Source organism: Massilia sp. IC2-278, from assembly GCF_020708045.1.
In the GTDB taxonomy this organism is placed as follows: domain Bacteria; phylum Pseudomonadota; class Gammaproteobacteria; order Burkholderiales; family Burkholderiaceae_D; genus Telluria.
Map to the genome: position 1 here is coordinate 419295 of NZ_JAJFES010000003.1, position 19709 is coordinate 439003.

Sequence of the window (19709 nt, forward strand, 5' to 3'; positions counted from 1 at the left end):
AAACTTCGCGCCTGAGACGCCCCCTACAAACTCTTTTGATAGGCAGATAATAAAATGACCGAATTGAATCCCCTCCGCCATATCCCCGAAGCCAACGTGTTCCGCAAGGGCGACGTCTTCGTCCTGTTCGGCGAACTGTTCGGCCGCGGCTATGTGAACGGCCTGATCGATGAGGCGCGCGCGGCCGGCATGACCATCGTCGGCATCACCGTCGGCCGCCGCGACGACAGCGGCGCCCTGCGCGCCCTCACCACGGAAGAACACGCCGAAGCCGAAGAAAAGCTGGGCGGGCGCATCATCAACGTGCCGCTGATGGCCGGCTTCGACATGGATGCCCCGGCCGGCGAGCAGAACCCAACCGAAATGCTGTCGGGTATCACGCTGAAGAGCTGGCAGGAAGACAAGCTGGACTGGGAAAAGATCGAGCGCTGCCGCGAAGCCGGCGTGCGCCGCTTCACCGAGTCGGCCGCCGAAGTCATGGCCCAGATCGACAAGCTGGTGCCGGAAGGCGCGAACGTCTTCTTCGCCCACACCATGGCCGGCGGCATTCCACGCATCAAGGCCTTCCTGGCCATTGCCAACCGCATCTACAAAGGCCGCGGCGAGCGCTTCATGTCCTCGCGCGCCCTGCTCGACAGCGACCTGGGCAAGCTGATCCTGATGAACTTCGACGAAGTCAGCGCCAACACCCTGAAGTACCTGATTGATGCCTCGGCCCCGATCCGCGAACGCGTGACGAAAGCCGGCGGCGAAGTGCGCTACACCGCCTACGGCTACCACGGCACCGAGATCCTGATCGGCGGCGAATACCAGTGGCAGACCTACACCAACTACACCCAGGGCTACGCCAAGATGCGCTTGGAGAGCATCGCCGAGGCTGCCTGGAAGTCGGGCGTGACGGCCACCGTGTTCAATTGCCCGGAAATCCGCACCAACTCGTCGGACATCTTCGTTGGCGTGGAACTCTCGCTGTTCCCGCTGCTCACCGCGCTGAAGAAAGAAGGCGGCGGAGCATGGGCCGAGCAGCAATGGGCAATCTGCCAGGACCTGCTGGGCGAAGGCACCTCGCTGCAGTCGCTGCTCGACACCATCGAGCAATACAACCAGGACGCCACCAGCGCCCAGTTCCGTAACTTCGAAGCCTGGCCGATGGACAACACCCCGGCCCTGGCCGAGGTCATGATCGGTACGTCGGAAGCCATCACCAACCTGCACAAGGACAAGAAGGCCCTGATCACCGATCACCTGTCCAGCCTGGTGCTGGAAGGCGCCGGCCCGCTGATGTTCCATGGCGCGTCGGAAAAGATTGCACCGGTGCTGTGGCTGAACCACGACATCATCGCCCGCCAGCTCAACGCGCTGCATCCATAAACCTTGACGCCGGGACCGCTGGGCAGAACAATCTGCCTCGCCGTCCCGGCTTTCTTTTTATAGAGCAAGACAATGCCTAAATTCACCGGTTACGTTTCCGATCACACCAAGTTCATCGACGAACTGAAATCCAAGACCCCTGGCATGGAGCAGCGCCAGCAAGAAGGCCGCAACCTGCTGTGGGACAAGCTGCCGATCTCGCTGGACGAACAGGCGCGCACCGAAGAATCGCGCCTGCGCCAGCAAGCCTACCCGTACCAGACCAAGTTCTAAGGCCGAAGGTCCAGGGGACATGACAGCGCACGCGGCCGGCCAGGACGCGCCGGCCGAGGCAGTACCGGACGCGGCCCTGGCGACGGCGACGGATAGCGCCAGCGCGCCGGCGACCGAAGCCGCACTCGACGATGCCGCCGCGGCCGCCATTGCGCGGCTGTACGGCGAGCCGCTGCTGCGCATGCCCAACGACCTGTATATCCCGCCCGACGCCCTCGAGATCTTCCTCGACGCCTTCGAAGGCCCGCTCGACCTGCTGCTTTACCTGATCCGCAAGCAGAATTTCAACATCCTCGATATCCCGATGGCTCAGGTGACCCTGCAATACCTGGACTACGTCGAGCAGATCCGCAAAAGCAACCTGGAACTGGCCGCCGAGTATTTGCTCATGGCGGCGATGCTGATCGAGATCAAGTCGCGCATGCTGCTGCCGAAGCGCCAGGACGACCTGGTCGAAGACGCCGGCGACCCGCGCGCTGAACTGGTACGCCGCCTGCTGGAGTACGAGCAGATCAAGCTGGCTGCCGTGCGCCTCGGCACTATCCCTCAGGAAGGGCGCGATTTCCAGCGGCCTTCCCTGCCGGTCGAGCAAGGCCTGGCCGTGGTGCTGCCGCAAGTCGAGCCGCACGATTTGCAGCGCGCCTGGCTCGACGTGCTGCGCCGGGCAAAACTCACCCAGCACCACCGCATCGGGCGCCAGGAACTCTCGGTGCGCGAGCACATGACGGCCATCCTGCGTACACTGCAAGCGCAACGCTTCGTCGAATTCGGCGAACTGTTCGCGGGCCAGGAATCGGTGCCGATCGTGGTCGTGCACTTCGTCGCCCTGCTCGAGCTGGCCAAGGAAACCCTGGTCGAGATTACCCAGGCTGAACCATTCGCGCCGATCTACGTGCGCCTGGCGTATTCGCCGGCCTGATGCACCACCACTTACGCATTCACACACCATGAAAATCATTTCCACCATTGACGAACTGCGCGACCAGCTGCGCGGCCAACTGCGCACCGCTTTCGTGCCGACGATGGGCAATCTGCACGAAGGCCATCTGTCGCTGATGCGCCTGGCGCGCAAGCACGGCGACCCGGTGGTTGCCTCGATCTTCGTCAACCGCCTCCAGTTCGGCCCGAACGAAGACTTCGACAAATACCCGCGCACCTTCCAGGCCGACGTCGAGAAGCTGGAAAAGGAAGGCGTGTATGTCCTGTTCGCGCCGACCGAGAAAGACCTGTACCCGGAACCGCAGGAATACCGCGTCCAGCCGCCGGACATGCTCGGCAATACGCTGGAAGGCGAATTCCGCCCCGGCTTCTTCAACGGCGTGTGCACGGTGGTGACCAAGCTGTTCTCCTGCGTGCAGCCGCGCGTGGCCGTGTTCGGCAAGAAGGATTACCAGCAGTTGATGATCGTGCGTAACATGGCGCGCCAGTTCGCGTTGCCGACCGAGATCATCGGCGCCGAGACCTTCCGCGCGGAAGACGGCCTGGCCCTGTCCTCGCGCAACATGTATCTGTCGCCGGAAGAGCGCGCCGAAGCACCGGCCCTGTACCGGGCACTGAACTTCGTCGCCGGCGAAATGCGCGCCGGCCACCTCGACATCTTCTCGGTCGAGCGCGACGCCATGGCCCAGCTGGCGCAGCGCGGCTGGAAGCCCGACTACATCTCGATCCGCAAGCGCATCGATCTGCAGCCGCCGTCGGCCGGCGATTTGGCGCAAGGCACGCCGCTGGTGGTGCTGGCGGCAGCCAAGCTGGGCACCACGCGCCTGATCGACAACCTCGAGATCTGAGCGGTACCCGCTTGACCGCGCCCTTGCTGACCAGACAGGTATTTGCCAGACAGGTATTTGCCAGATAAGTATTTGCCATATAGGCATTTATTATCTGCAACAGTAAGCGGCGCGGTGTATGCTGATGGCGATCCGCCATCCCGGCCGGACACCGACGCAAGGATTGCCAACGTGACCGACTCCTTCCCTGCCGCGCTGGAGCGCATTGAACGCAAGAGCGCGCACGAAATGTGCGACGCTTTCGATATCGGCGAAGCGCTGGCGGCGCTGGCCGCGGCCGGCGCCACGCTCACCGTCTACCCGCCCGGCGCAGCTGCCTCGACGGCGCAGCTACCGGCGCGCATCGTCGCTGTCGATGCAGCGGCGCCACGCTTCACGCTCGAACTGCCGGGCGCACCCCTCATTGCCGCCGGACGGGCCACCTTTGTCGCCCTGCTGGCCGAGGACGTACCCCTGCAATTCGACCTCGACAGCGACTGGCGCGTTTCCTCCGCCGAGCCGTACCGGATCAGCCTGCCATTCCCGGAAACCTGCCTGGTGCTGGACCGGCGCGCCACGCCGCGCGCCGACACCGCGCTCGTCGATTATTTCGCCGCCACCGTCACCCTGCCCGACCGGCAGATCGAATTGCCGCTGTGCGACTTCGCCACCGGCGGCATCGGCATGCACGCCCCGCCGGATGCGGCGCGCCGGCTGCATGTGGGACAGAAACTGAAGAACGTGCGCCTGCAGCTGGGGCCGGCACTGGCGATCGTGGCCGACCTCGAGGTGCGCATGCTGCGGCCCTTCCGCAGCTATTTGCTGGGCGAACAGGTGCAGGTGGGATGCCGTTACGACCGGATCGGGATGGAGATGCGGCGCGGTTGATGTTGTAGGGTGGACACCTGTGTCCACGCGGTCTCACCGGTTGCGTATATGCGGCTGACGCAAGGAATCGTGCACTTCGACTCGCGGCAATGCAGGCTCAACGCTTCGGCCGTACCGCGTGGGCTCAAGAGTCCACCCCACGAAACCCGCACAGCAGGCAATGAATCAGGCAGTAACAGCCTGCGCCCACGCCAGCGCACACAAATGCGCCTTGTTCACTTCCAGCGGACTCAGGTTCAGCCCGGCCGCCAGCGACCCCACCAGGTTCGAACTCAGCTCGCAGGCCTCGGCCAGCGCCAGGTAAGGCCCGTACATCCCTTCGCGCGTCAGCAGTGCCTTGACCACTTCCGGCGGCAGCGGAATCGTGTCCAGCACTTCCTTCATCGGCAGCCCCAGCAGCCGGTCCAGCAGCGAGAACATGCCTGCCACGAACAGATTCTCGCCCTCCGCCTTCGGCAGTGCATGCAGCCCCAGCAGTTCGGTCAGGCGCCCGCGCACCACGGCCGTTTCCATCAGCACCGGGGAATAGCCGCTGGTGCTGGCGCTGGCCAGCAGCAGGGTCAGCCAGCGGTAGAGCGGCGCATAGCCCATCAGGGCAATCGCCTGGCGGATCGACTGCACCTCGCGCCCGGCGCCGAAACCGGCCGAGTTGATGTTGCGCAGCAGTTTATAGGTGAGCGCCGGGTCGCGCTTGAGCACGCCTTCGAGCCTGGGGATGTCCTCGTTGTTCTGCACCATCTGCATCAGCTGCAGGATGATGGTCTGGGTCGGGTTCAGCCCTTTTACCGGGTTGCCCGGACGCGGCGTCAGGTGCAGCTTGCCGACAAAGGCTTCCAGGCCGAGGGTGGCGCAGGCGTCGTAGTCGATCCAGTTGCTGACCGGGCGCCCGACCATGCGCAGGCTGGCACCCTTGGCGGCGGCATAGGTGCGCGCCTGCTCGGCCACGTTGATGCCGGCAAAGCGCATCTCGACGTGCGAGGCGTAGGGCGCGAGCGCCTTGGTGATGTGGCCGACTTCCAGGCCGCGGATCGAGATGCCGATGCCGCCGGCGCGCACCGCCTGCACGGCGGCGCGGGTGTTCGGGTCCATCAGGGTGCGCGCCTGCAGGCTCAGCACCGTGCGCTCGGGCGGCAGTGCGAACAGCGCGTCGGTCGAGAGCATGGCCGGTACGGCGTCGAGGAAGAGGAGCTTGTCGCGCAGCAGCCAGCCGTGTTCTTCGTGCTGGACGTGCTCGGCGACGAAGCCGACCAGTTGTTCGAGGTCGGCGTCGAGGACGGGCTGGCCGCCCTTTTGCTGCCAGAGCAGCTCGTAGCCGATCACCCGCTGGGTGGCATCGAGCAGCGGTTCGCGAACAATGTAGTTTTTGTGGTGCATGGAATCGGTCGCGAATGATTCAGGTAATACACGTCTCGGGCGCCCGGCTCGCGCCCCGGATCAGAACCCCAGGCTGTCGAGCAGGTCGTCCACCTGTCCCTGGTTGGCCACGATCTCCGTGTTGCCTTCGGGCTTGATCTGCGGACCGTTCAGCAGGCCGGTGTCGAGCTCGCGCTTGATTTCGCTCGGGGCGAAATCGATCAGCACCTGCACCAGCTGCTTTTCCAAGTCTTGCGCGATCGAGGTGATCTTGCCGATCACCTGGCCGGTCAGGTCCTGGAAGTCCTGGGCCATCATGATGTCCATCAGCTGGCTGCGGGTGGCAACGGCGGCAGACTCGGACTCGGCCAGCGCCGCCATCGTGCGTTCGGCCAGGGCGCGCCAGTCGGTGTCGCCGGCGCCGTCCTTGTCCAACAGGGTTTGCCATTCGCCGCGCAGCGCGCTGCTGCGGTTTTCGATGCCGTCCTGCAAAGGACCAGCTGCATCGGTGGCGTCGAGCACACGCTTGGCGGATTGCTCCGAGAGGCGCGCAACGTAATCGAGGCGGTCGCGCGCATCCGGGATGTCGCTGGCGGCCTTTTCGATCAGTTTATCCAGGCCCAGGCCGCGCAGGCTGTCGTGCAGCGCGCGCGTCATGTGGCCGATGCGGCTCAGGACCTCTTCGTTCGAAGCGGCCGCGTCCAGCGGGTGCTCTGCCATGTCAGGCCTTTTCCATCTTCTCGAAGATCTTGTTCAGCTTCTCGTCGAGCGTGGCGGCCGTGAACGGCTTGACCACGTAGCCGCTGGCGCCGGCCTGGGCGGCGGCGATGATGTTTTCCTTCTTCGCTTCCGCGGTCACCATCAGCACCGGCAGTTTGCTCAGCGCCGGGTCGGCACGGATGTGCTGCAACATGGTCAGCCCGTCCATATTGGGCATGTTCCAGTCCGAGACGACGAAGTCGAACTGCTCGCTGCGCAGCTTGGTCAGCGCCATGACGCCATCTTCCGCTTCGTCGACGTTGGCGTACCCCAGTTCTTTCAACAAGTTCCGGACGATGCGGCGCATCGTCGAGAAATCGTCAACAACCAGGAAACGCATCTTTGGGTCAGCCATGAATTACTCCGTTGATTCTTTTACTATGGTTAGTGTGGCTTGAGGCGCTCCAACAAGCAACCTCAAGGATAGCATTTTTGTTGCCGTACGGCGACAAAACCGGCGGAAAAGCGGAGAAAGCGAATCAAACCCGTAACGCCCGTCCACCTTGCGCCGCCAACTGCCCGAGTACCAGGCCGGGCAAGGCCTGCAGGGGCGCCACATCGTGTACTGCGCCGATGGCAATCGCTTCGCGCGGCATGCCGAACACCACGCAGGAAGCCTCGTCCTGGGCGAAATTGTGCGCGCCTGCGTTTTTCATTTCAAGCATACCAGCAGCGCCGTCTTTTCCCATGCCCGTCAGGATCACGCCGACCGCATTCTTGCCGGCCGCCACGGCCGCCGAGCGGAACAGCACGTCCACCGAGGGCCGGTGCCGGTTCACCGGGTCGGTCTGCTCGATCTTCGTCATGTAGTTGGCGCCCGAGCGCGTGAGCAGCAGGTGCGAGTGGCCCGGCGCGATATACGCGTGGCCCGGCAGGATACGCTCGTTGCCGGCCGCCTCCGACACGCTGATCTTGCACAAGGAGTCGAGCCGGCGCGCGAACGAGGTCGTGAAGCCTTCCGGCATGTGCTGGGCAATCAGGATGCCCGGGCAGTCCGACGGCATCTGCATCAGGAATTCGCGGATCGCTTCGGTGCCGCCGGTCGAGGCGCCGATGATGATCAGCTTTTCCGAGGAAATCAAGGGGCTGCGCAGGGCTTGCAGGGCGGAAGGCATGGCTTGTTGTTGCACGGTACGGGCTTTCACGCGCGCACGTGCGGCGGCGCGGATCTTGTCGGTAATCAGCTCGGTGTACTCGCGCATACCGGTCTGGATCGAAATCTTGGGCTTGGTGACGAAGTCGACGGCGCCCAGTTCCAGCGCGCGCATCGTGATTTCCGAGCCGCGCTCGGTCAGCGACGACACCATCAACACCGGCATCGGGCGCAGGCGCATCAGTTTTTCCAGGAAGTCGAGGCCATCCATCTTCGGCATCTCGACGTCCAGGGTCAGCACGTCGGGGTTGTGTTTCTTGATCAGTTCGCGCGCGACCAGCGGATCGGGCGCGGTGGCCACGACTTCCATGTCGGCTTGCGAATTCACGATCTCGCTCATCACGCTGCGGATCAGTGCCGAGTCGTCGACGATCAGTACCTTGATTGTCATCGTCTTTCCTTTCAGGATCAGAACAGATCGATTTCGCCGCCAACGGGCTCGACCTTGAGACGCTTGGCGTAGTCGAGCTCGCGCTTGGCCAGCGTATCGTTCTGGGTTTGCATCAATTTCTTTACTAACACCTTGCCCGTCTTCGGGAAGAAATACACCTTGCGCGGGTAGATGTCGTTCAGGTCTTCGGCCAGCACCGGAATCCGTTCCGTCTTCAGGAATTGCATCACGAAGGCGGCATTGCGTTCGCCCACGTTCATGGCCGTGAAGCCGCGCAGCACGGCGCCGCCGCCGAAGACCTTGGCTTCCAGGTGCTCGCGCCGCGCCCCGGCCTTCAGCAAGTCGTTGATCAGGACTTCCATGGCAAAGGTGCCATAGCGCATCGAGGCCGAGACCGGGCTGCCGCCATCGCCGCCGCCGTCGGGCAGCATGAAGTGGTTCATGCCGCCCAGGCCGCTCACGCGGTCGCGGATGCAGGCCGACACGCAGGACCCGAGCACGGTCACGATCAGCATGTTCTTGCCGGTGTAGTAATACTCGCCCGGCAAGATCTTGGCCGCCTCGACATCGAAGGTGCGGTCGTAGTAGACGTTGGTGGCGAAATGGCTATTCGAAGGCATGGGGTTTCCGAGGGTGCGCGCGCATCAGGCGCGGCGGTCGTTGAGTTCGTAGACAGTCTTGCCGCGCAGGCGCAGCGCGTCGGAAACGTAGAGGAAGTTTTCGGAGTGGCCGGCAAACAGCAGCGCGTGCGGCTTCATCAGCGGCACGAAGCGCGACAAAATCTTGCGCTGGGTCTCCTTGTCAAAATAAATCATGACATTCCGGCAAAAGATAGCGTCGAACTGCCCGCTCACCGGCCAGCTGTCGGCCAGCAGGTTCAACTGGCGGAAGGTGACCAGCTGGCGCAGTTCCGGGCGCACGCGCACCATGCCTTCGTGGCGGCCCTTGCCGCGCAAGAAGAAACGCTTCAGACGCTCGGGCGCCATCTTTTCCACACGGTCGTCGCCGTACACGCCTTCGCTGGCAGTCGCCAGCACGTTGGTGTCGATGTCGGTGGCGATGATATGCACCGGCGGCGTGAGCGTATTGAAGGCTTCGCACAGGGTCATGGCGATCGAATACGGCTCTTCGCCGGTCGAGCTGGCCGAGCACCAGATCGTCAAGGGTTCGCCCGGCCGGCCGCGCAGGCGCGCCACGTGTTCGGCCAGCAGCGGGAAGTGGTGGGCTTCGCGGAAGAACGAGGTCAGGTTGGTGGTGAGCGCGTTCGTGAACGACTCCCATTCGTCGCTCATGCGCCCTGCTTCCAGGTCGTCCAGGTATTTCGCGAACGACTGGATGCCGGTCGCCCGCAGGCGCCGCGCCAGGCGGCTATACACCATTTCCTGCTTGGAATCGGCCAGCGAGATGCCGGCCTGGCGGTAGATCAGGGCGCGCACGCGCTCGAAGTCGCCGCGCGTGAAGTCGAATTCCTTGACCGTGTCGGATTTGTGTAACGGCACTTGCCTTACCTTCTAATTGGTTGCAGGCACGCAGCCCGCGTCATGCGCTGCCCGGTGCCGTTTTGGAATTTACGCCGCCAGCTTGTCGATCAGGCCCATTTCCGGCGACGACATCAAACGGTCGATGTCGACCAGGATCAGCATGCGCTCGTCCACCGTGCCCAGGCCGATCAGGTAATCGGTGCTGAAGGCGGTGCCCATGTCCGGGGCCGGCTTGATCTGGTCCGGGGTCAGGGTGGTCACGTCGGAGACGCTGTCGACCACCATGCCCATCACGCGGCCACCGATGTTCAGGATGATGACGACGGTAAACTGGTCGTAGGTCGGTTCGCCGAGCTTGAACTTGATGCGCATGTCGACCACCGGGATGATAATCCCGCGCAGGTTGATCACGCCCTTGATGAATTCCGGCGCATTCGCGATGCGGGTCACGGCTTCGTAGCCGCGGATTTCCTGCACCTTCAGGATATCGATGCCGTATTCTTCCGAACCCAGGGTAAAGGCCAGGTATTCGAGACCGGCGTCGTTGCCCTGGGTTGAAGTGGCTTGGGTAATGGACATGTTGTTTCCTTGTTCTTGATTGTGTTTAGGAGGCCAGCGCCTCGTCGGCCACCTGGCGCGAGGAACGCACCAGGGCGGCCACGTCGAGGATCAGCGACACGCCGCCGTCGCCCAGGATAGTGGCGCCGGAAATGCCGCTGACCTTGCGGTAGTTCGCTTCCAGGTTCTTCACCACCACGTGCTGCTGGCCCACCAGGTCGTCGATCAGGAGCGCGGCGCGCTTGCCTTCGGATTCCAGGATCACCACGATGCCGTCGGCCGGGTCGCCAGACTTCGGTTCGATGTCAAACACGGCGTGCAGCGCGATCAGCGGCAGATATTCGCCACGCACTTTCAGCACCTGGCCGCGGCCGGCGATGTCGCGGATGTCTTCGCGGCGCGGCTGCAGCGATTCAACGACGTAGCCCAGTGGAAGGATATAGATTTCTTCGCCGCAGCGGATGGTCATGCCGTCCAGGATGGCCAGGGTCAAGGGCAGCGAGATCGAAATCGTGGTGCCGAAGCCACGCGCGGAGCGGATGTCGACCGAACCGCCCATGGCCGTGATGTTACGTTTGACAACATCCATGCCGACGCCGCGGCCCGACACGTCGGTGACGATCTCGGCCGTGGAGAAGCCTGGCGCGAAAATCAATTGCCAGACTTCGCTGTCGCTCATCGTGTCCGAGACGGCCAGGCCGTTCTGCGCCGCTTTCGCCAGGATGCGCTCTCGGTTCAGGCCGGCGCCATCGTCGGCCACTTCGATGACGATGTTGCCGCCCTGGTGGCCGGCCGACAGGAACAGGCGCCCTGCTTCGGACTTGCCGGCCGCGGCGCGCGCTTCCGGCATCTCGATACCGTGGTCGATGCTGTTCCTCACCAGGTGGGTCAGCGGATCGACGATGCGCTCGATCAGGCCCTTGTCGAGCTCGGTCGCGGCGCCGTGGGTGATGAAATCGACTTTCTTGCCGAGCTTGCCGGCCAGGTCGCGCACCATGCGCGGGAAGCGCGAGAACACGAAGTCCATCGGCATCATGCGGATCGACATCACCGCTTCCTGCAGCTCGCGCGTGTTGCGGGTCAGCTGGGACACCGAGGACAGCAGGCGCTCGTGCATCATCGGGTCCAGCCCGCCGCTGCGCTGCTCGATCATGGCCTGGGTAATCACCAGTTCGCCGATCAGGTTGATGAGCTGGTCGACCTTTTCCACCGAAACGCGGATCGAGGACGACTCCCCGGCTTTTGCTTCGGCGCCCTTCTCGTCTTTCTTGCTGGCCTTCTTTTCCGCTTCGTGGTCAACCACGGCCACCGCCACGGCAGCCTTGGCACCCGGCACATCGATACCGGCCAGCGCGCGGATCTGTTCGATCGGCTGGAAGAAGCCATAGCCGCGCTCGTCGTCGGACTGCTCGTTGCTCACGGCGGGAACGTCGTCCGCCGGATCGAAGAAGCCATAGCCCTGCTCTTCCTCGATGCGGGCGCGCTCGGCGGCCTCGATGGCGCGCTGCTCAGGCGTGAGCGGCGGCGCCTCGAAGATCTTCAAATCGTTCGGGTCGAGCACGAACGAGCAGATGGCGACGATGTCGTCCAGGCTCTCGTGGGTGGTGATGACCAGGGCGCTGCGTCCGCCGTCGAGCGGCGTCACCGAGACCCGGCCCATCAGGCCGAGTTCGTCGACCAGGGCGTTCACGTCGCGCTGGGCAACGCTGGGCAGCTCGATCTTGTAGCGGTGCGCGCCCTCGCCGGTCTGGGCCTTGGTTTCGGCATGCAGGAAAGACGGCGCGATGATCGAGGCCGCCGGCACCAGGCCTTCGGACAAGTCGTGCAGCATCATGCGCACGTTGGCGACCGTGTCCTGGTCGACGGCGGCGCCGTTGCGGTGGCCGTCGAGCTGCATCTTGAGGGTGTCTTTCGCGGCCAGGAAGGCGTCCACGTGCTGGCTGGTGAGCGCCATTTCTCCCTTGCGGATGCGGTCCAGCAGGGATTCGAGCACGTGCGTGACTTCGCTCATGTCGGTGATGCCGAAGGTCGAGGCGCCGCCCTTCACCGAGTGGGCGGTGCGGAAGATGGCGTTCAGGTCTTCGGCGTCGGGCGCGGCCACGTCGACCGCCAGCAGCAGCCGTTCCATTTCGGCGAGCAGCTCTTCGGCCTCGTCGAAAAAGACCTGGTAAAACTGGCTGATGTCGATCGTCATGACAAATTCCGTTGCGGTGGGCGATGCATGCGCATCAACCGATCACTTTTTTGACGACCTCGATCAGGCGCTGCGGGTCGAACGGCTTGACCAGCCAGCCGTTGGCGCCGGCCGCACGGCCTTTCGACTTCATTTCGTCCGAGGACTCGGTGGTCAGCATCAGGATCGGCACCTTCTGGTACTCGGGCAGGCCGCGGAGCTGCTTGATCAGCGACAGGCCATCCATGCGCGGCATGTTCTGGTCGGTCAGGACCAGGTCGACGACCTGCTGGCGCGCCTTGTCCAGGCCATCCTGGCCATCCACCGCTTCCACCACCTGGTAACCGGCCGCCTTCAGGCTGAACGCCACCATCTGGCGCAGCGAGCTCGAATCGTCGACCGCGAGAATTGTTTTAGCCATGTTTTGCTCCTGCTGTTTTATACGCCCCCGGGGCATGCCGGGAGATGGTTATATGTGCACCGAACCCTTAGAACAGTTCGATGTCCCCGCTTTCGAGATGCTTTTGTTCGACCGACTTGCGCAAGACGCTGCGCAGTTCGAGCGACTGGATCGCCAGCGCCATGCTGACCTTGCCCAGGCGCTCGACGATTTCCTCGCTGCCCGTTTCCGGGTGAATGTCGGAACCGTGTTCGTCCAGCGTGCCGAGGAAGTCGCGCAGGCCCGTCACGCGCTTCAGGGTGCGCTCGATCAGCTGGCTGGTCATGTCCTGGAACTGCATGCTGGTCACCGCCGTGTTGACGTGGCTGCCGATTTCGTTCGACATCGCGGCCAGGGCGGCAATGTCTTCCTTGCTCGGTTCGCCGCCGGCCAGCAGGCGGTCGATCGCGGCCTGCCGTTCGCCGACCGCGCTATGGATGGCCAGGAAGCTGCTGGTCAGCTTCTCGATGGCTTCTTCCAGCAGCAATTCCGTCTGCAGCAGGTCGGTCTCGACCTCGCTGAGGTGGCGCCGCCCATGGGCGGACACGCCGGAGAGCAGCCGCTTCACGTGCGAGCCGAGTATCTTTTTTCTTGTCATTATGGTCCTCCTGTCCTGTCGCAGGCTGCTTATTTGGTCGCCGCGCCGGTGGCCGCGGTGACGGCCTGGGCCGCGGCTGCGCCATCCTCGGCCGGCACGTCGAGCGTGGCGGCGTCGCGCATCACGGCGTCCTCGGTGCGCTTGTTCATCACGATGATGCTGATGCGGCGGTTGATCGGGTTGAACGGATCGGCACGGTCGAGCGGCGCGGCCGCGGCCAGCCCCACCACGCGCAGGATCTTGTCGTCGGCCAGGCCACCCTGCACCAGCGCGCGGCGCGAGGCGTTGGCGCGGTCGGCCGAGAGTTCCCAGTTGCTGTAGCCGGCGTCGCTGTAGTACGGGGTCGAATCGGTGTGGCCGGACAGGCCGATGCGGTTCGGCACGTCGTTCAGCACCATGCCCAGCACGTGCAGGATATCGCCGGTGTACGGCTGCAGCGTGGCCTTGGCCAGCGCGAACATCGGGCGGTTCTGCTCGTCCACGATCTGGATGCGCAGGCCTTCGCTGGTGATGTCGAGCAGCAGCTGGTTCTTGTATTTCTTCAGCGTTTCGTTGGCGTCGATGACCGACTCCAGCCTGGCTTTCAGGCCGCGCAGGCGCTCGCCTTCGGCGCGCTCGACCTGGGCCTTGGCGGCGTTCAGGTCATAGGTCTTGTGTTCCGGCGGGGTGTCGCCCTTCTTGACCTGGCCATTGCGGCGCGTCAAATCCGTACCGCCGCCCTTGATCACCGAGGAGCTGTCGCCCGAGCCCGAGCCGCCCGACATCGCCACCTTCAAGGGGGTCTTGAAGAATTCCGAAATGCCATCGAGGTCGCCCTTGGCCGTCGAGCCAAGCAGCCACATCAGCAGGAAGAAAGCCATCATCGCCGTCACGAAGTCGGCGTAGGCAATCTTCCAGGCGCCGCCGTGATGTCCGCCACCGGATTTCTTGATCCGCTTGACGATAATCGGGCGCATTCCTTCATCGGCCATGGGTATTCGCTTGGTTCAGGTTAAAGGGTGGAGGAGCGGGACCTGCCTGGTCCCGCCGGGTTCGGGTCTTACTTGCTCTTGGACTTCTTGATGTGCTCTTCGAGCTCGGCAAAGGTCGGGCGCTCGGTCGAGTACAGCACCTTGCGGCCGAATTCCACGGCCAGGGCCGGGGCGTAGCCGTTCAGGCTGGCCAGCAGGGTCACCTTCACGGTCTGGAACATCTTGGTCGATTCTTCCAGCTTCTGTTCCAGCACGCTGCCGAGTGGGCTGACGAAACCATAGGCCAGCAAAATACCGAGGAAGGTACCGACCAGCGCCTTGGCGATCAGGATACCGAGTTCCGCCGGCGGAATGCCGACCGATTCCATGGTGTGCACCACGCCCATCACCGCCGCCACGATACCGAAGGCCGGCAGGCCGTCGCCGAGCTTGGCGATCACGTGGGCCGGCACGTGGCCTTCCTGGTGGTGGGTCTCGATCTCGTTGTCCATCAGGTTTTCGATCTGGAAGGCGTCCATGTTGCCGGACACCATCAGGCGCAGGTAGTCGGCCATGAATTCGACGATGTGGTGGTCGGCCAGCACCAGCGGGTACTTCGAGAACAGCGGGCTCGCTTCCGGCGATTCGATGTCGCCTTCGATCGACATCAGGCCTTCCTTGCGTACTTTCGACAGCACGTCGAACAGCAGCGACATCAGTTCCATGTACATCTCTTTAGTGTACGCGGAACCCTTGAACACGGTCGGCAAGGCCTTCATGGTCGCTTTCAGCGCTTTGCCGTTGTTACCGACAAACATCGAACCTGCCGCCGCACCGCCGATCATCAGCAGTTCCAGCGGCTGGAACAGTGCAGCCATGTGACCGCCGCTCATGACGAAGCCGCCGAACACACACGCGCAGATAACGACGTAACCGATAATGACTAACAAGACACTGCTCCAGAAAGCGCCCGGACGGGCTTGACGATCCACGCATTTCCGAGACTTTGTATCTCAGAAAAAATATTTACGTAGGGAACTACAACAGCTGGAACAATAGCGGGAGAATGGCCCACGGGCAAGTAAAACAGCGGCGATTGTCGCCTAAAAGTGCCATATGTAGAGAGTTCGACCAGTGTTCGGTAGATAGACAGATAAGGTCGGTGTGGAATCGTTAATAGCGAACTCGTAACTCATTAACATACTGCCGGGACGCATCTCCTTTTTGGCCTTGCGCCACAGGGCGGTCATGGCGGCCGGCGACAGGTAGGCGAAGACGGCGTCGTAGTGCGCGAAGTCGAGGCGCTCGTAGTCGCCGCGCAGGAATGCCGCGCGACTATTCGTTAGCTTTGCACGCAGCCAGCTGGCGAGCCAGGGCAGCGGTGCCAGTTCGATTCCGGCTGCCCGAATGTCGTTGCGGCGGCTTGCCAGGTCCAGCACCAGGCCGCCGAGGCCGCTGCCGATGTCGATGAAGGAAACCGGCCTATCCTGAGGCAAGTGTTCCGCCACGGCATCCCAGGCCGCCTTCCCCGACGGGTAGTACGGCACCTGCGTGCGGAAGGTCGACCAGTACAGCACCAGCATGAACAGGAAGATCGCCAGGAACAGCCAGGGCGGAATGGCGAACTGGCTGGCGCCGAGCAGGGCCAGCGGGAACAGGAAGCCGATCGCCAGCCACCAGCGCGCCAGGCGCCTCCAGGCGGTCAGGGCGGCAGCAAACAGGCCCTGCGCAAGCGCAACAATGAAATACGTGGGAGAGGCGCCGGCGCGCGCCAGCAGGAACACGGCCAGCAAGGTCAGGGGAAAGGCGGCAAGCTGGCACAGCAGCGCCTGCACGGCGGGTGCGCGCAGGAGGCGTGGCGCGCTCACCGCCTGCCTCCCGCGCCAGGTTCGATACGGGAAGGCACCCGCTCAGGCGTCGGATTCGCTGCCGGCCTGCTCGGCATCGAGGGCGGCCTGCTGGGCGGCGTCCTTGGCCTTGCGCGTCTTGCCGGCGCGCGAAGGCATGTGGCACAAGCCGCACAGGTAGCCGCTGTTCAGGTCGAGCGTATTCACCACGAACTTACCCTTGCATTTTTCGCAAGGCGCAAGCTTGAGCATGCCGCTGCCGAAGAAGCGCACCAGGGTCCAGGCGCGGGTGAGCGACAGCAAGGGCTCTTCGCCGGGCGAGGCCGGCATCTGCTCGAGGTAGAGCTGGTAGGCTTTCATCACCGCCTGGATGCCGCTGGCGCCGGCATTATCGACCAGGAAGTTATGGATGTTCAGGAACAGCGAGGAATGGATGTTCGGCTGCCAGGTCAGGAACCAGTCGGTGGAGAACGGCAGCATGCCTTTCGGCGGCGACACGCCCTTCAGTTCCTTGTACAGCTTGATGAGGCGCTCGCGCGACAGCGACACCTCGGTTTCCAGCAGCTGGAGCCGTGCTCCCAACTGGATCAGCTCGATGGCGAGCTGGATTTCTTGCGCTTCCGATACGACGCTTTTTTTGGTCATCCTACAGCTCCGGCAACAGTCCCGGCTATCCTACACCATAGGACCGGCGCGGAGTAGCGCATCAGGCGATTTCTTCGGCCGGCTGGCCGGCCATCAGGATGGCGGCGTGCGACTGGGCCAGGGCGCGGTCCTTGGTATGGCTGGTCAGCATCGAGAGGATCGCGGTGTCGTCGAAGCGGAAGCGGGCCAGCATCATGTTGCCGCCGGCGAGCTTCAGGATCTGCGCGTTGCTCATGCCTTCGATCAGGTCGGCGATGTCGGCCGAGATGCCGAGGCGGAAAATCGCGGTGACCTTGTCGGCGCGGATCATCTGCTGCGCGAGCATCAGGTAGCTCAGGTTCGCGTCGCGGATTTCAGCCATCATGTCGTTTGCAGTCATTTTCCACTCTCCGTTGTTTAGGTTCTGGCAGCAGTGTGTGTTGCCAGTGAGATAGATTCTGACTGTAGAGAAACATTTGCGGAATCAGAGGGACACTGTATTTTGTGTCCTCCAAAGACGACAGCATCCGTAGGAGTTTGTCTGACAAACCCTGGCGGATGGGAGATGCGCTCCTATGAAAAGGAGGCTTTCGGATTGTTGTTCGGCATGCCGTGTTGCAACGTTTTCGTGTCGCAACTATTTTTACTTCCGTTGCGCTTTCGCAGCGCTCTGATTACTTAACGGCAAGGAAACCGGGAACTTTAGGGTGAATCTGAAAATTTTTTCAGTGCCCTTTTTGCCCTTCTGACTCCTTAACGGCAGCGTTTTCGAGAACTTTAGGGTTGCCGGCAAATATTTTTGAAATATTGTTGGCCGCCTTTTTCAGGTCTCTGACTCCTTTACGGCAGGGCCCGGGAGAACTTTAGGGTTCGCAGCAAAAAAATTTGAAATATTTTTCCCGGGGTCTTGCTACACTGCCCGCCGAACAGCCATCTGCCTATACAACCGACACTTGATTACCATGAGCGAACCCACCCTCACCCGCAGCGACTGCCTGGCGCGCGACGCGCAAGACCCGCTGGCGCCGCTGCGCGAACGCTTCGACCTGCCCCCCGGCGTCATTTATTTGGACGGCAACTCCCTCGGCGCCCGCCCGCGTGCGGCCCTGGCCCGCGCCCAGGACGTGGTGGCGCGCGAGTGGGGGCAAGACCTGATCAAGAGCTGGAACACGGCCGGCTGGTTCGACCTGCCGAAACGCCTGGGCGGGCGCCTGGCCCCGCTGATCGGCGCGGCAGCCGGTGAAGTCGTGGTCACCGACACCACCTCGCTGAACCTGTTCAAGGCCCTGGCCGCCGCCGTGCGCATCCAGGCTGAGGGAGCGACCGCCGCGCGCCGCGTCATCGTTACCGAGCGCAGCAACTTCCCGACCGATATCTATATGGCAGAAGGATTGACGTCCTGGCTCGAGCGCGGCTACAGCGTGCGCCTGGTCGATTCGGTGGAAGAACTGCCGGCCGCCATCGACGCCGACTGCGCCGTCGTCATGCTGACCCACGTGAACTACCGCACCGGCTACCAGCACGACATGGCCGCCCTCACCCGCCACGCGCACCAGAACGGCGCCCTGATCGTCTGGGACCTGGCCCACTCGGCCGGCGCGGTGCCGGTCGACCTGAACGGCGCCGAGGCCGACTTCGCGGTCGGCTGCACCTATAAATACCTGAATGGCGGACCGGGCGCCCCGGCCTTCATCTGGGTGCCGCAGCGCCACCAGGCCCGGTTCCAGCATCCGCTGTCGGGCTGGTGGAGCCACGCCCGGCCGTTCGCCATGGCCCACGGCTTCGAACCCTGCGACGGCATCGGCCGCGCCCTGTGCGGCACCCAGCCGGTGGTCTCGCTGGCCATGGTCGAGTGCGGGCTGGAAGTGTTCGAGGAGACCAGCATGGCGGCGATCCGCGCCAAGTCGCTGGCCCTGACCGACCTCTTCATTCAACTTGTCGAAGCGCGCTGCGCCGCGCACCCGCTGGGACTGGTGACGCCGCGCGAGCATGCGCGTCGCGGCAGCCAGGTCAGCTTTACCCATCCGCACGGCTACGCGGTGATGCAGGCGCTGATCGCGCGTGGCGTGATCGGCGACTACCGCGAGCCGGAGATCATGCGCTTCGGCTTCACGCCTTTATATACCTCGTATGCGGACGTGTGGGACGCGGTCGAGATCCTGAAGGATATCCTCGACCGCGAAGATTACGACGTGCGCGCCGAGCGCGGCGCAGTGACCTGAGTGATGACCATGAGCGACATGAAAGACAAGCCGGCCGCGTGGCACGGCGCCAAGATGGACTTCAAGGAGTCGATGAGCTACGGCGACTACCTGGGCCTGGAGCAGATCCTGTCGGCCCAGCACCCGCTCTCGCCCAACCACAACGAGATGCTGTTCATCATCCAGCACCAGACGAGCGAGCTCTGGGTGAAGCTGATGCTGCACGAGATGCAGGCCGTGCGCGTGCACCTGCGCGCCGGCGAACTGTCGCCCGCCTTCAAGATGCTGGCGCGGGTGGCGCGCATAATGGACCAGCTGGTGCATGCCTGGGACGTATTGGCCACCATGACGCCTTCGGAGTACACGGCGATCCGGCCTTATCTCGGCGCCTCGTCCGGCTTCCAGTCGCACCAGTACCGCGAGCTCGAATTCATCCTCGGGAACAAGAACGCGAATTTGCTGGCGGTGCACGAAAAGAACCCGCCGGCGCACGCCATCCTCGACCGCGAGCTGAAACTGCCCTCGGTCTACGACGAAGCGGTGATGCTGCTGGCGCGCGGCGGTTTTGCCATCGCACCCGAGCGCCTGGAGCGCGACTGGACCCTGCCGACCGAACACGACGACTCGGTGAAGGCGGCCTGGCTGGCGGTGTACCAGGACCCGGACCAACACTGGGCGCTGTACGAACTGGCCGAGAAGCTGGTCGACCTGGAAACCGCCTTCCGCTTCTGGCGCTTCCGCCACGTGACCACGGTGGAGCGCATCATCGGCTTCAAGACCGGCACCGGCGGCACGGCGGGCGTGAGCTACCTGCGCAAGATGCTGGACGTGGTGCTGTTCCCGGAACTGTTCGCCCTGCGCACCGCGCTCTGATCCGACGCCTC

At 63.5% G+C, this 19709-nt stretch carries 22 protein-coding genes; 7 read left to right on the forward strand and 15 right to left on the reverse strand.

The window, feature by feature from the left end:
• Positions 1-54: 54 nt before the first annotated feature.
• The 5 genes from LK540_RS09555 (at position 55) to LK540_RS09575 (ending at position 4298) form a co-directional block, all read left to right on the forward strand.
• Positions 55-1371 (forward strand): hypothetical protein, encoded by a 1317-nt coding sequence (locus LK540_RS09555; RefSeq protein WP_229437039.1) that lies wholly within the window; start codon positions 55-57, stop codon positions 1369-1371.
• A gap of 72 nt (positions 1372-1443) precedes the next feature.
• Complete coding sequence (locus LK540_RS09560; RefSeq protein ID WP_229437040.1) at positions 1444-1644, forward strand: DUF3460 family protein; 201 nt, start codon at positions 1444-1446, stop codon at positions 1642-1644.
• 19 nt (positions 1645-1663) lie between these two features.
• Entirely contained in the window at positions 1664-2563 is a 900-nt protein-coding gene (locus LK540_RS09565) for a ScpA family protein (protein WP_229437041.1), read from the forward strand.
• A gap of 28 nt (positions 2564-2591) precedes the next feature.
• On the forward strand, positions 2592-3431 hold the full coding sequence (panC, locus tag LK540_RS09570; RefSeq protein WP_229437042.1) for a pantoate--beta-alanine ligase: 840 nt from the start codon (positions 2592-2594) through the stop codon (positions 3429-3431).
• A 171-nt stretch (positions 3432-3602) separates the two neighbouring features.
• Entirely contained in the window at positions 3603-4298 is a 696-nt protein-coding gene (locus tag LK540_RS09575; RefSeq protein ID WP_229437044.1) for a PilZ domain-containing protein, read from the forward strand.
• A gap of 165 nt (positions 4299-4463) precedes the next feature.
• On the opposite strand, the gene LK540_RS09580 is transcribed toward LK540_RS09575, so the two are convergent.
• The 15 genes from LK540_RS09580 to flhD all read right to left on the reverse strand — a co-directional run bounded on the left by LK540_RS09580 (position 4464) and on the right by flhD (position 17024).
• Complete coding sequence (locus tag LK540_RS09580; RefSeq protein WP_229437046.1) at positions 4464-5672, reverse strand: EAL and HDOD domain-containing protein; 1209 nt, start codon at positions 5670-5672, stop codon at positions 4464-4466.
• Positions 5673-5732: 60 nt separating this feature from the next.
• Entirely contained in the window at positions 5733-6371 is a 639-nt protein-coding gene (cheZ, locus tag LK540_RS09585) for a protein phosphatase CheZ (protein ID WP_229437048.1), read from the reverse strand.
• A gap of 1 nt (position 6372) precedes the next feature.
• Complete coding sequence (cheY, locus tag LK540_RS09590; protein ID WP_229437049.1) at positions 6373-6765, reverse strand: chemotaxis response regulator CheY; 393 nt, start codon at positions 6763-6765, stop codon at positions 6373-6375.
• Between the two features lie 124 nt (positions 6766-6889).
• The gene (locus tag LK540_RS09595) at positions 6890-7954 is read right to left on the reverse strand and encodes a chemotaxis response regulator protein-glutamate methylesterase (protein WP_229437051.1); all 1065 of its coding nucleotides are present in this window, start codon (positions 7952-7954) and stop codon (positions 6890-6892) included.
• Between the two features lie 17 nt (positions 7955-7971).
• The gene (gene cheD, locus LK540_RS09600; protein ID WP_229437053.1) at positions 7972-8574 is read right to left on the reverse strand and encodes a chemoreceptor glutamine deamidase CheD; all 603 of its coding nucleotides are present in this window, start codon (positions 8572-8574) and stop codon (positions 7972-7974) included.
• A 24-nt stretch (positions 8575-8598) separates the two neighbouring features.
• Positions 8599-9453, reverse strand: coding sequence for a CheR family methyltransferase (locus LK540_RS09605; protein ID WP_229437055.1), 855 nt, complete (start codon positions 9451-9453; stop codon positions 8599-8601).
• Positions 9454-9522: 69 nt separating this feature from the next.
• Complete coding sequence (locus tag LK540_RS09610; protein ID WP_229437056.1) at positions 9523-10014, reverse strand: chemotaxis protein CheW; 492 nt, start codon at positions 10012-10014, stop codon at positions 9523-9525.
• A 25-nt stretch (positions 10015-10039) separates the two neighbouring features.
• Complete coding sequence (gene cheA / locus LK540_RS09615) at positions 10040-12187, reverse strand: chemotaxis protein CheA (protein ID WP_229437057.1); 2148 nt, start codon at positions 12185-12187, stop codon at positions 10040-10042.
• 34 nt (positions 12188-12221) lie between these two features.
• Positions 12222-12587: a response regulator gene (locus tag LK540_RS09620; RefSeq protein WP_229437058.1), complete on the reverse strand. Its 366-nt coding sequence runs from the start codon at positions 12585-12587 to the stop codon at positions 12222-12224.
• A 67-nt stretch (positions 12588-12654) separates the two neighbouring features.
• Positions 12655-13203 (reverse strand): chemotaxis protein, encoded by a 549-nt coding sequence (locus LK540_RS09625; RefSeq protein ID WP_229437059.1) that lies wholly within the window; start codon positions 13201-13203, stop codon positions 12655-12657.
• A gap of 29 nt (positions 13204-13232) precedes the next feature.
• Positions 13233-14174: a flagellar motor protein MotB gene (motB, locus tag LK540_RS09630; RefSeq protein WP_229437060.1), complete on the reverse strand. Its 942-nt coding sequence runs from the start codon at positions 14172-14174 to the stop codon at positions 13233-13235.
• A 68-nt stretch (positions 14175-14242) separates the two neighbouring features.
• The gene (gene motA, locus LK540_RS09635) at positions 14243-15103 is read right to left on the reverse strand and encodes a flagellar motor stator protein MotA (protein ID WP_229437061.1); all 861 of its coding nucleotides are present in this window, start codon (positions 15101-15103) and stop codon (positions 14243-14245) included.
• A gap of 153 nt (positions 15104-15256) precedes the next feature.
• Positions 15257-16021, reverse strand: coding sequence for a class I SAM-dependent methyltransferase (locus tag LK540_RS09640; protein ID WP_229437062.1), 765 nt, complete (start codon positions 16019-16021; stop codon positions 15257-15259).
• Between the two features lie 42 nt (positions 16022-16063).
• A complete protein-coding gene (gene flhC, locus LK540_RS09645; RefSeq protein WP_229437063.1) occupies positions 16064-16645 on the reverse strand; it encodes a flagellar transcriptional regulator FlhC in 582 nt (193 codons plus the stop codon).
• Between the two features lie 61 nt (positions 16646-16706).
• On the reverse strand, positions 16707-17024 hold the full coding sequence (gene flhD / locus LK540_RS09650; protein WP_229437064.1) for a flagellar transcriptional regulator FlhD: 318 nt from the start codon (positions 17022-17024) through the stop codon (positions 16707-16709).
• 562 nt (positions 17025-17586) lie between these two features.
• On the opposite strand from flhD, the gene kynU reads away from it, so the two are divergent.
• The gene (gene kynU, locus LK540_RS09655; protein ID WP_229437065.1) at positions 17587-18846 is read left to right on the forward strand and encodes a kynureninase; all 1260 of its coding nucleotides are present in this window, start codon (positions 17587-17589) and stop codon (positions 18844-18846) included.
• A gap of 9 nt (positions 18847-18855) precedes the next feature.
• Positions 18856-19698 carry a tryptophan 2,3-dioxygenase gene (gene kynA / locus LK540_RS09660; protein WP_229437066.1) on the forward strand — a complete coding sequence of 281 codons (843 nt, stop codon included), beginning with the start codon at positions 18856-18858 and terminating at the stop codon, positions 19696-19698.
• The last annotated feature ends 11 nt before the right edge of the window (positions 19699-19709 follow it).

What these genes read in the sequence shown, in the direction of transcription:
- LK540_RS09565 (WP_229437041.1), top strand. Translation starts at nt 1,664, where the DNA reads ATGACAGCGCACGCGGCCGGCCAGGACGCGCCGGCCGAGGCAGTACCG.
- LK540_RS09595 (WP_229437051.1), bottom strand. Translation starts at nt 7,954, where the DNA reads ATGACAATCAAGGTACTGATCGTCGACGACTCGGCACTGATCCGCAGC.
- kynA (WP_229437066.1), top strand. Translation starts at nt 18,856, where the DNA reads ATGAGCGACATGAAAGACAAGCCGGCCGCGTGGCACGGCGCCAAGATG.
- LK540_RS09560 (WP_229437040.1), top strand. Translation starts at nt 1,444, where the DNA reads ATGCCTAAATTCACCGGTTACGTTTCCGATCACACCAAGTTCATCGAC.
- motB (WP_229437060.1), bottom strand. Translation starts at nt 14,174, where the DNA reads ATGGCCGATGAAGGAATGCGCCCGATTATCGTCAAGCGGATCAAGAAA.
- cheY (WP_229437049.1), bottom strand. Translation starts at nt 6,765, where the DNA reads ATGGCTGACCCAAAGATGCGTTTCCTGGTTGTTGACGATTTCTCGACG.
- LK540_RS09625 (WP_229437059.1), bottom strand. Translation starts at nt 13,203, where the DNA reads ATGACAAGAAAAAAGATACTCGGCTCGCACGTGAAGCGGCTGCTCTCC.
- cheZ (WP_229437048.1), bottom strand. Translation starts at nt 6,371, where the DNA reads ATGGCAGAGCACCCGCTGGACGCGGCCGCTTCGAACGAAGAGGTCCTG.
- LK540_RS09555 (WP_229437039.1), top strand. Translation starts at nt 55, where the DNA reads ATGACCGAATTGAATCCCCTCCGCCATATCCCCGAAGCCAACGTGTTC.
- cheD (WP_229437053.1), bottom strand. Translation starts at nt 8,574, where the DNA reads ATGCCTTCGAATAGCCATTTCGCCACCAACGTCTACTACGACCGCACC.
- kynU (WP_229437065.1), top strand. Translation starts at nt 17,587, where the DNA reads ATGAGCGAACCCACCCTCACCCGCAGCGACTGCCTGGCGCGCGACGCG.
- flhD (WP_229437064.1), bottom strand. Translation starts at nt 17,024, where the DNA reads ATGACTGCAAACGACATGATGGCTGAAATCCGCGACGCGAACCTGAGC.
- cheA (WP_229437057.1), bottom strand. Translation starts at nt 12,187, where the DNA reads ATGACGATCGACATCAGCCAGTTTTACCAGGTCTTTTTCGACGAGGCC.
- flhC (WP_229437063.1), bottom strand. Translation starts at nt 16,645, where the DNA reads ATGACCAAAAAAAGCGTCGTATCGGAAGCGCAAGAAATCCAGCTCGCC.
- LK540_RS09620 (WP_229437058.1), bottom strand. Translation starts at nt 12,587, where the DNA reads ATGGCTAAAACAATTCTCGCGGTCGACGATTCGAGCTCGCTGCGCCAG.
- LK540_RS09580 (WP_229437046.1), bottom strand. Translation starts at nt 5,672, where the DNA reads ATGCACCACAAAAACTACATTGTTCGCGAACCGCTGCTCGATGCCACC.
- panC (WP_229437042.1), top strand. Translation starts at nt 2,592, where the DNA reads ATGAAAATCATTTCCACCATTGACGAACTGCGCGACCAGCTGCGCGGC.
- LK540_RS09610 (WP_229437056.1), bottom strand. Translation starts at nt 10,014, where the DNA reads ATGTCCATTACCCAAGCCACTTCAACCCAGGGCAACGACGCCGGTCTC.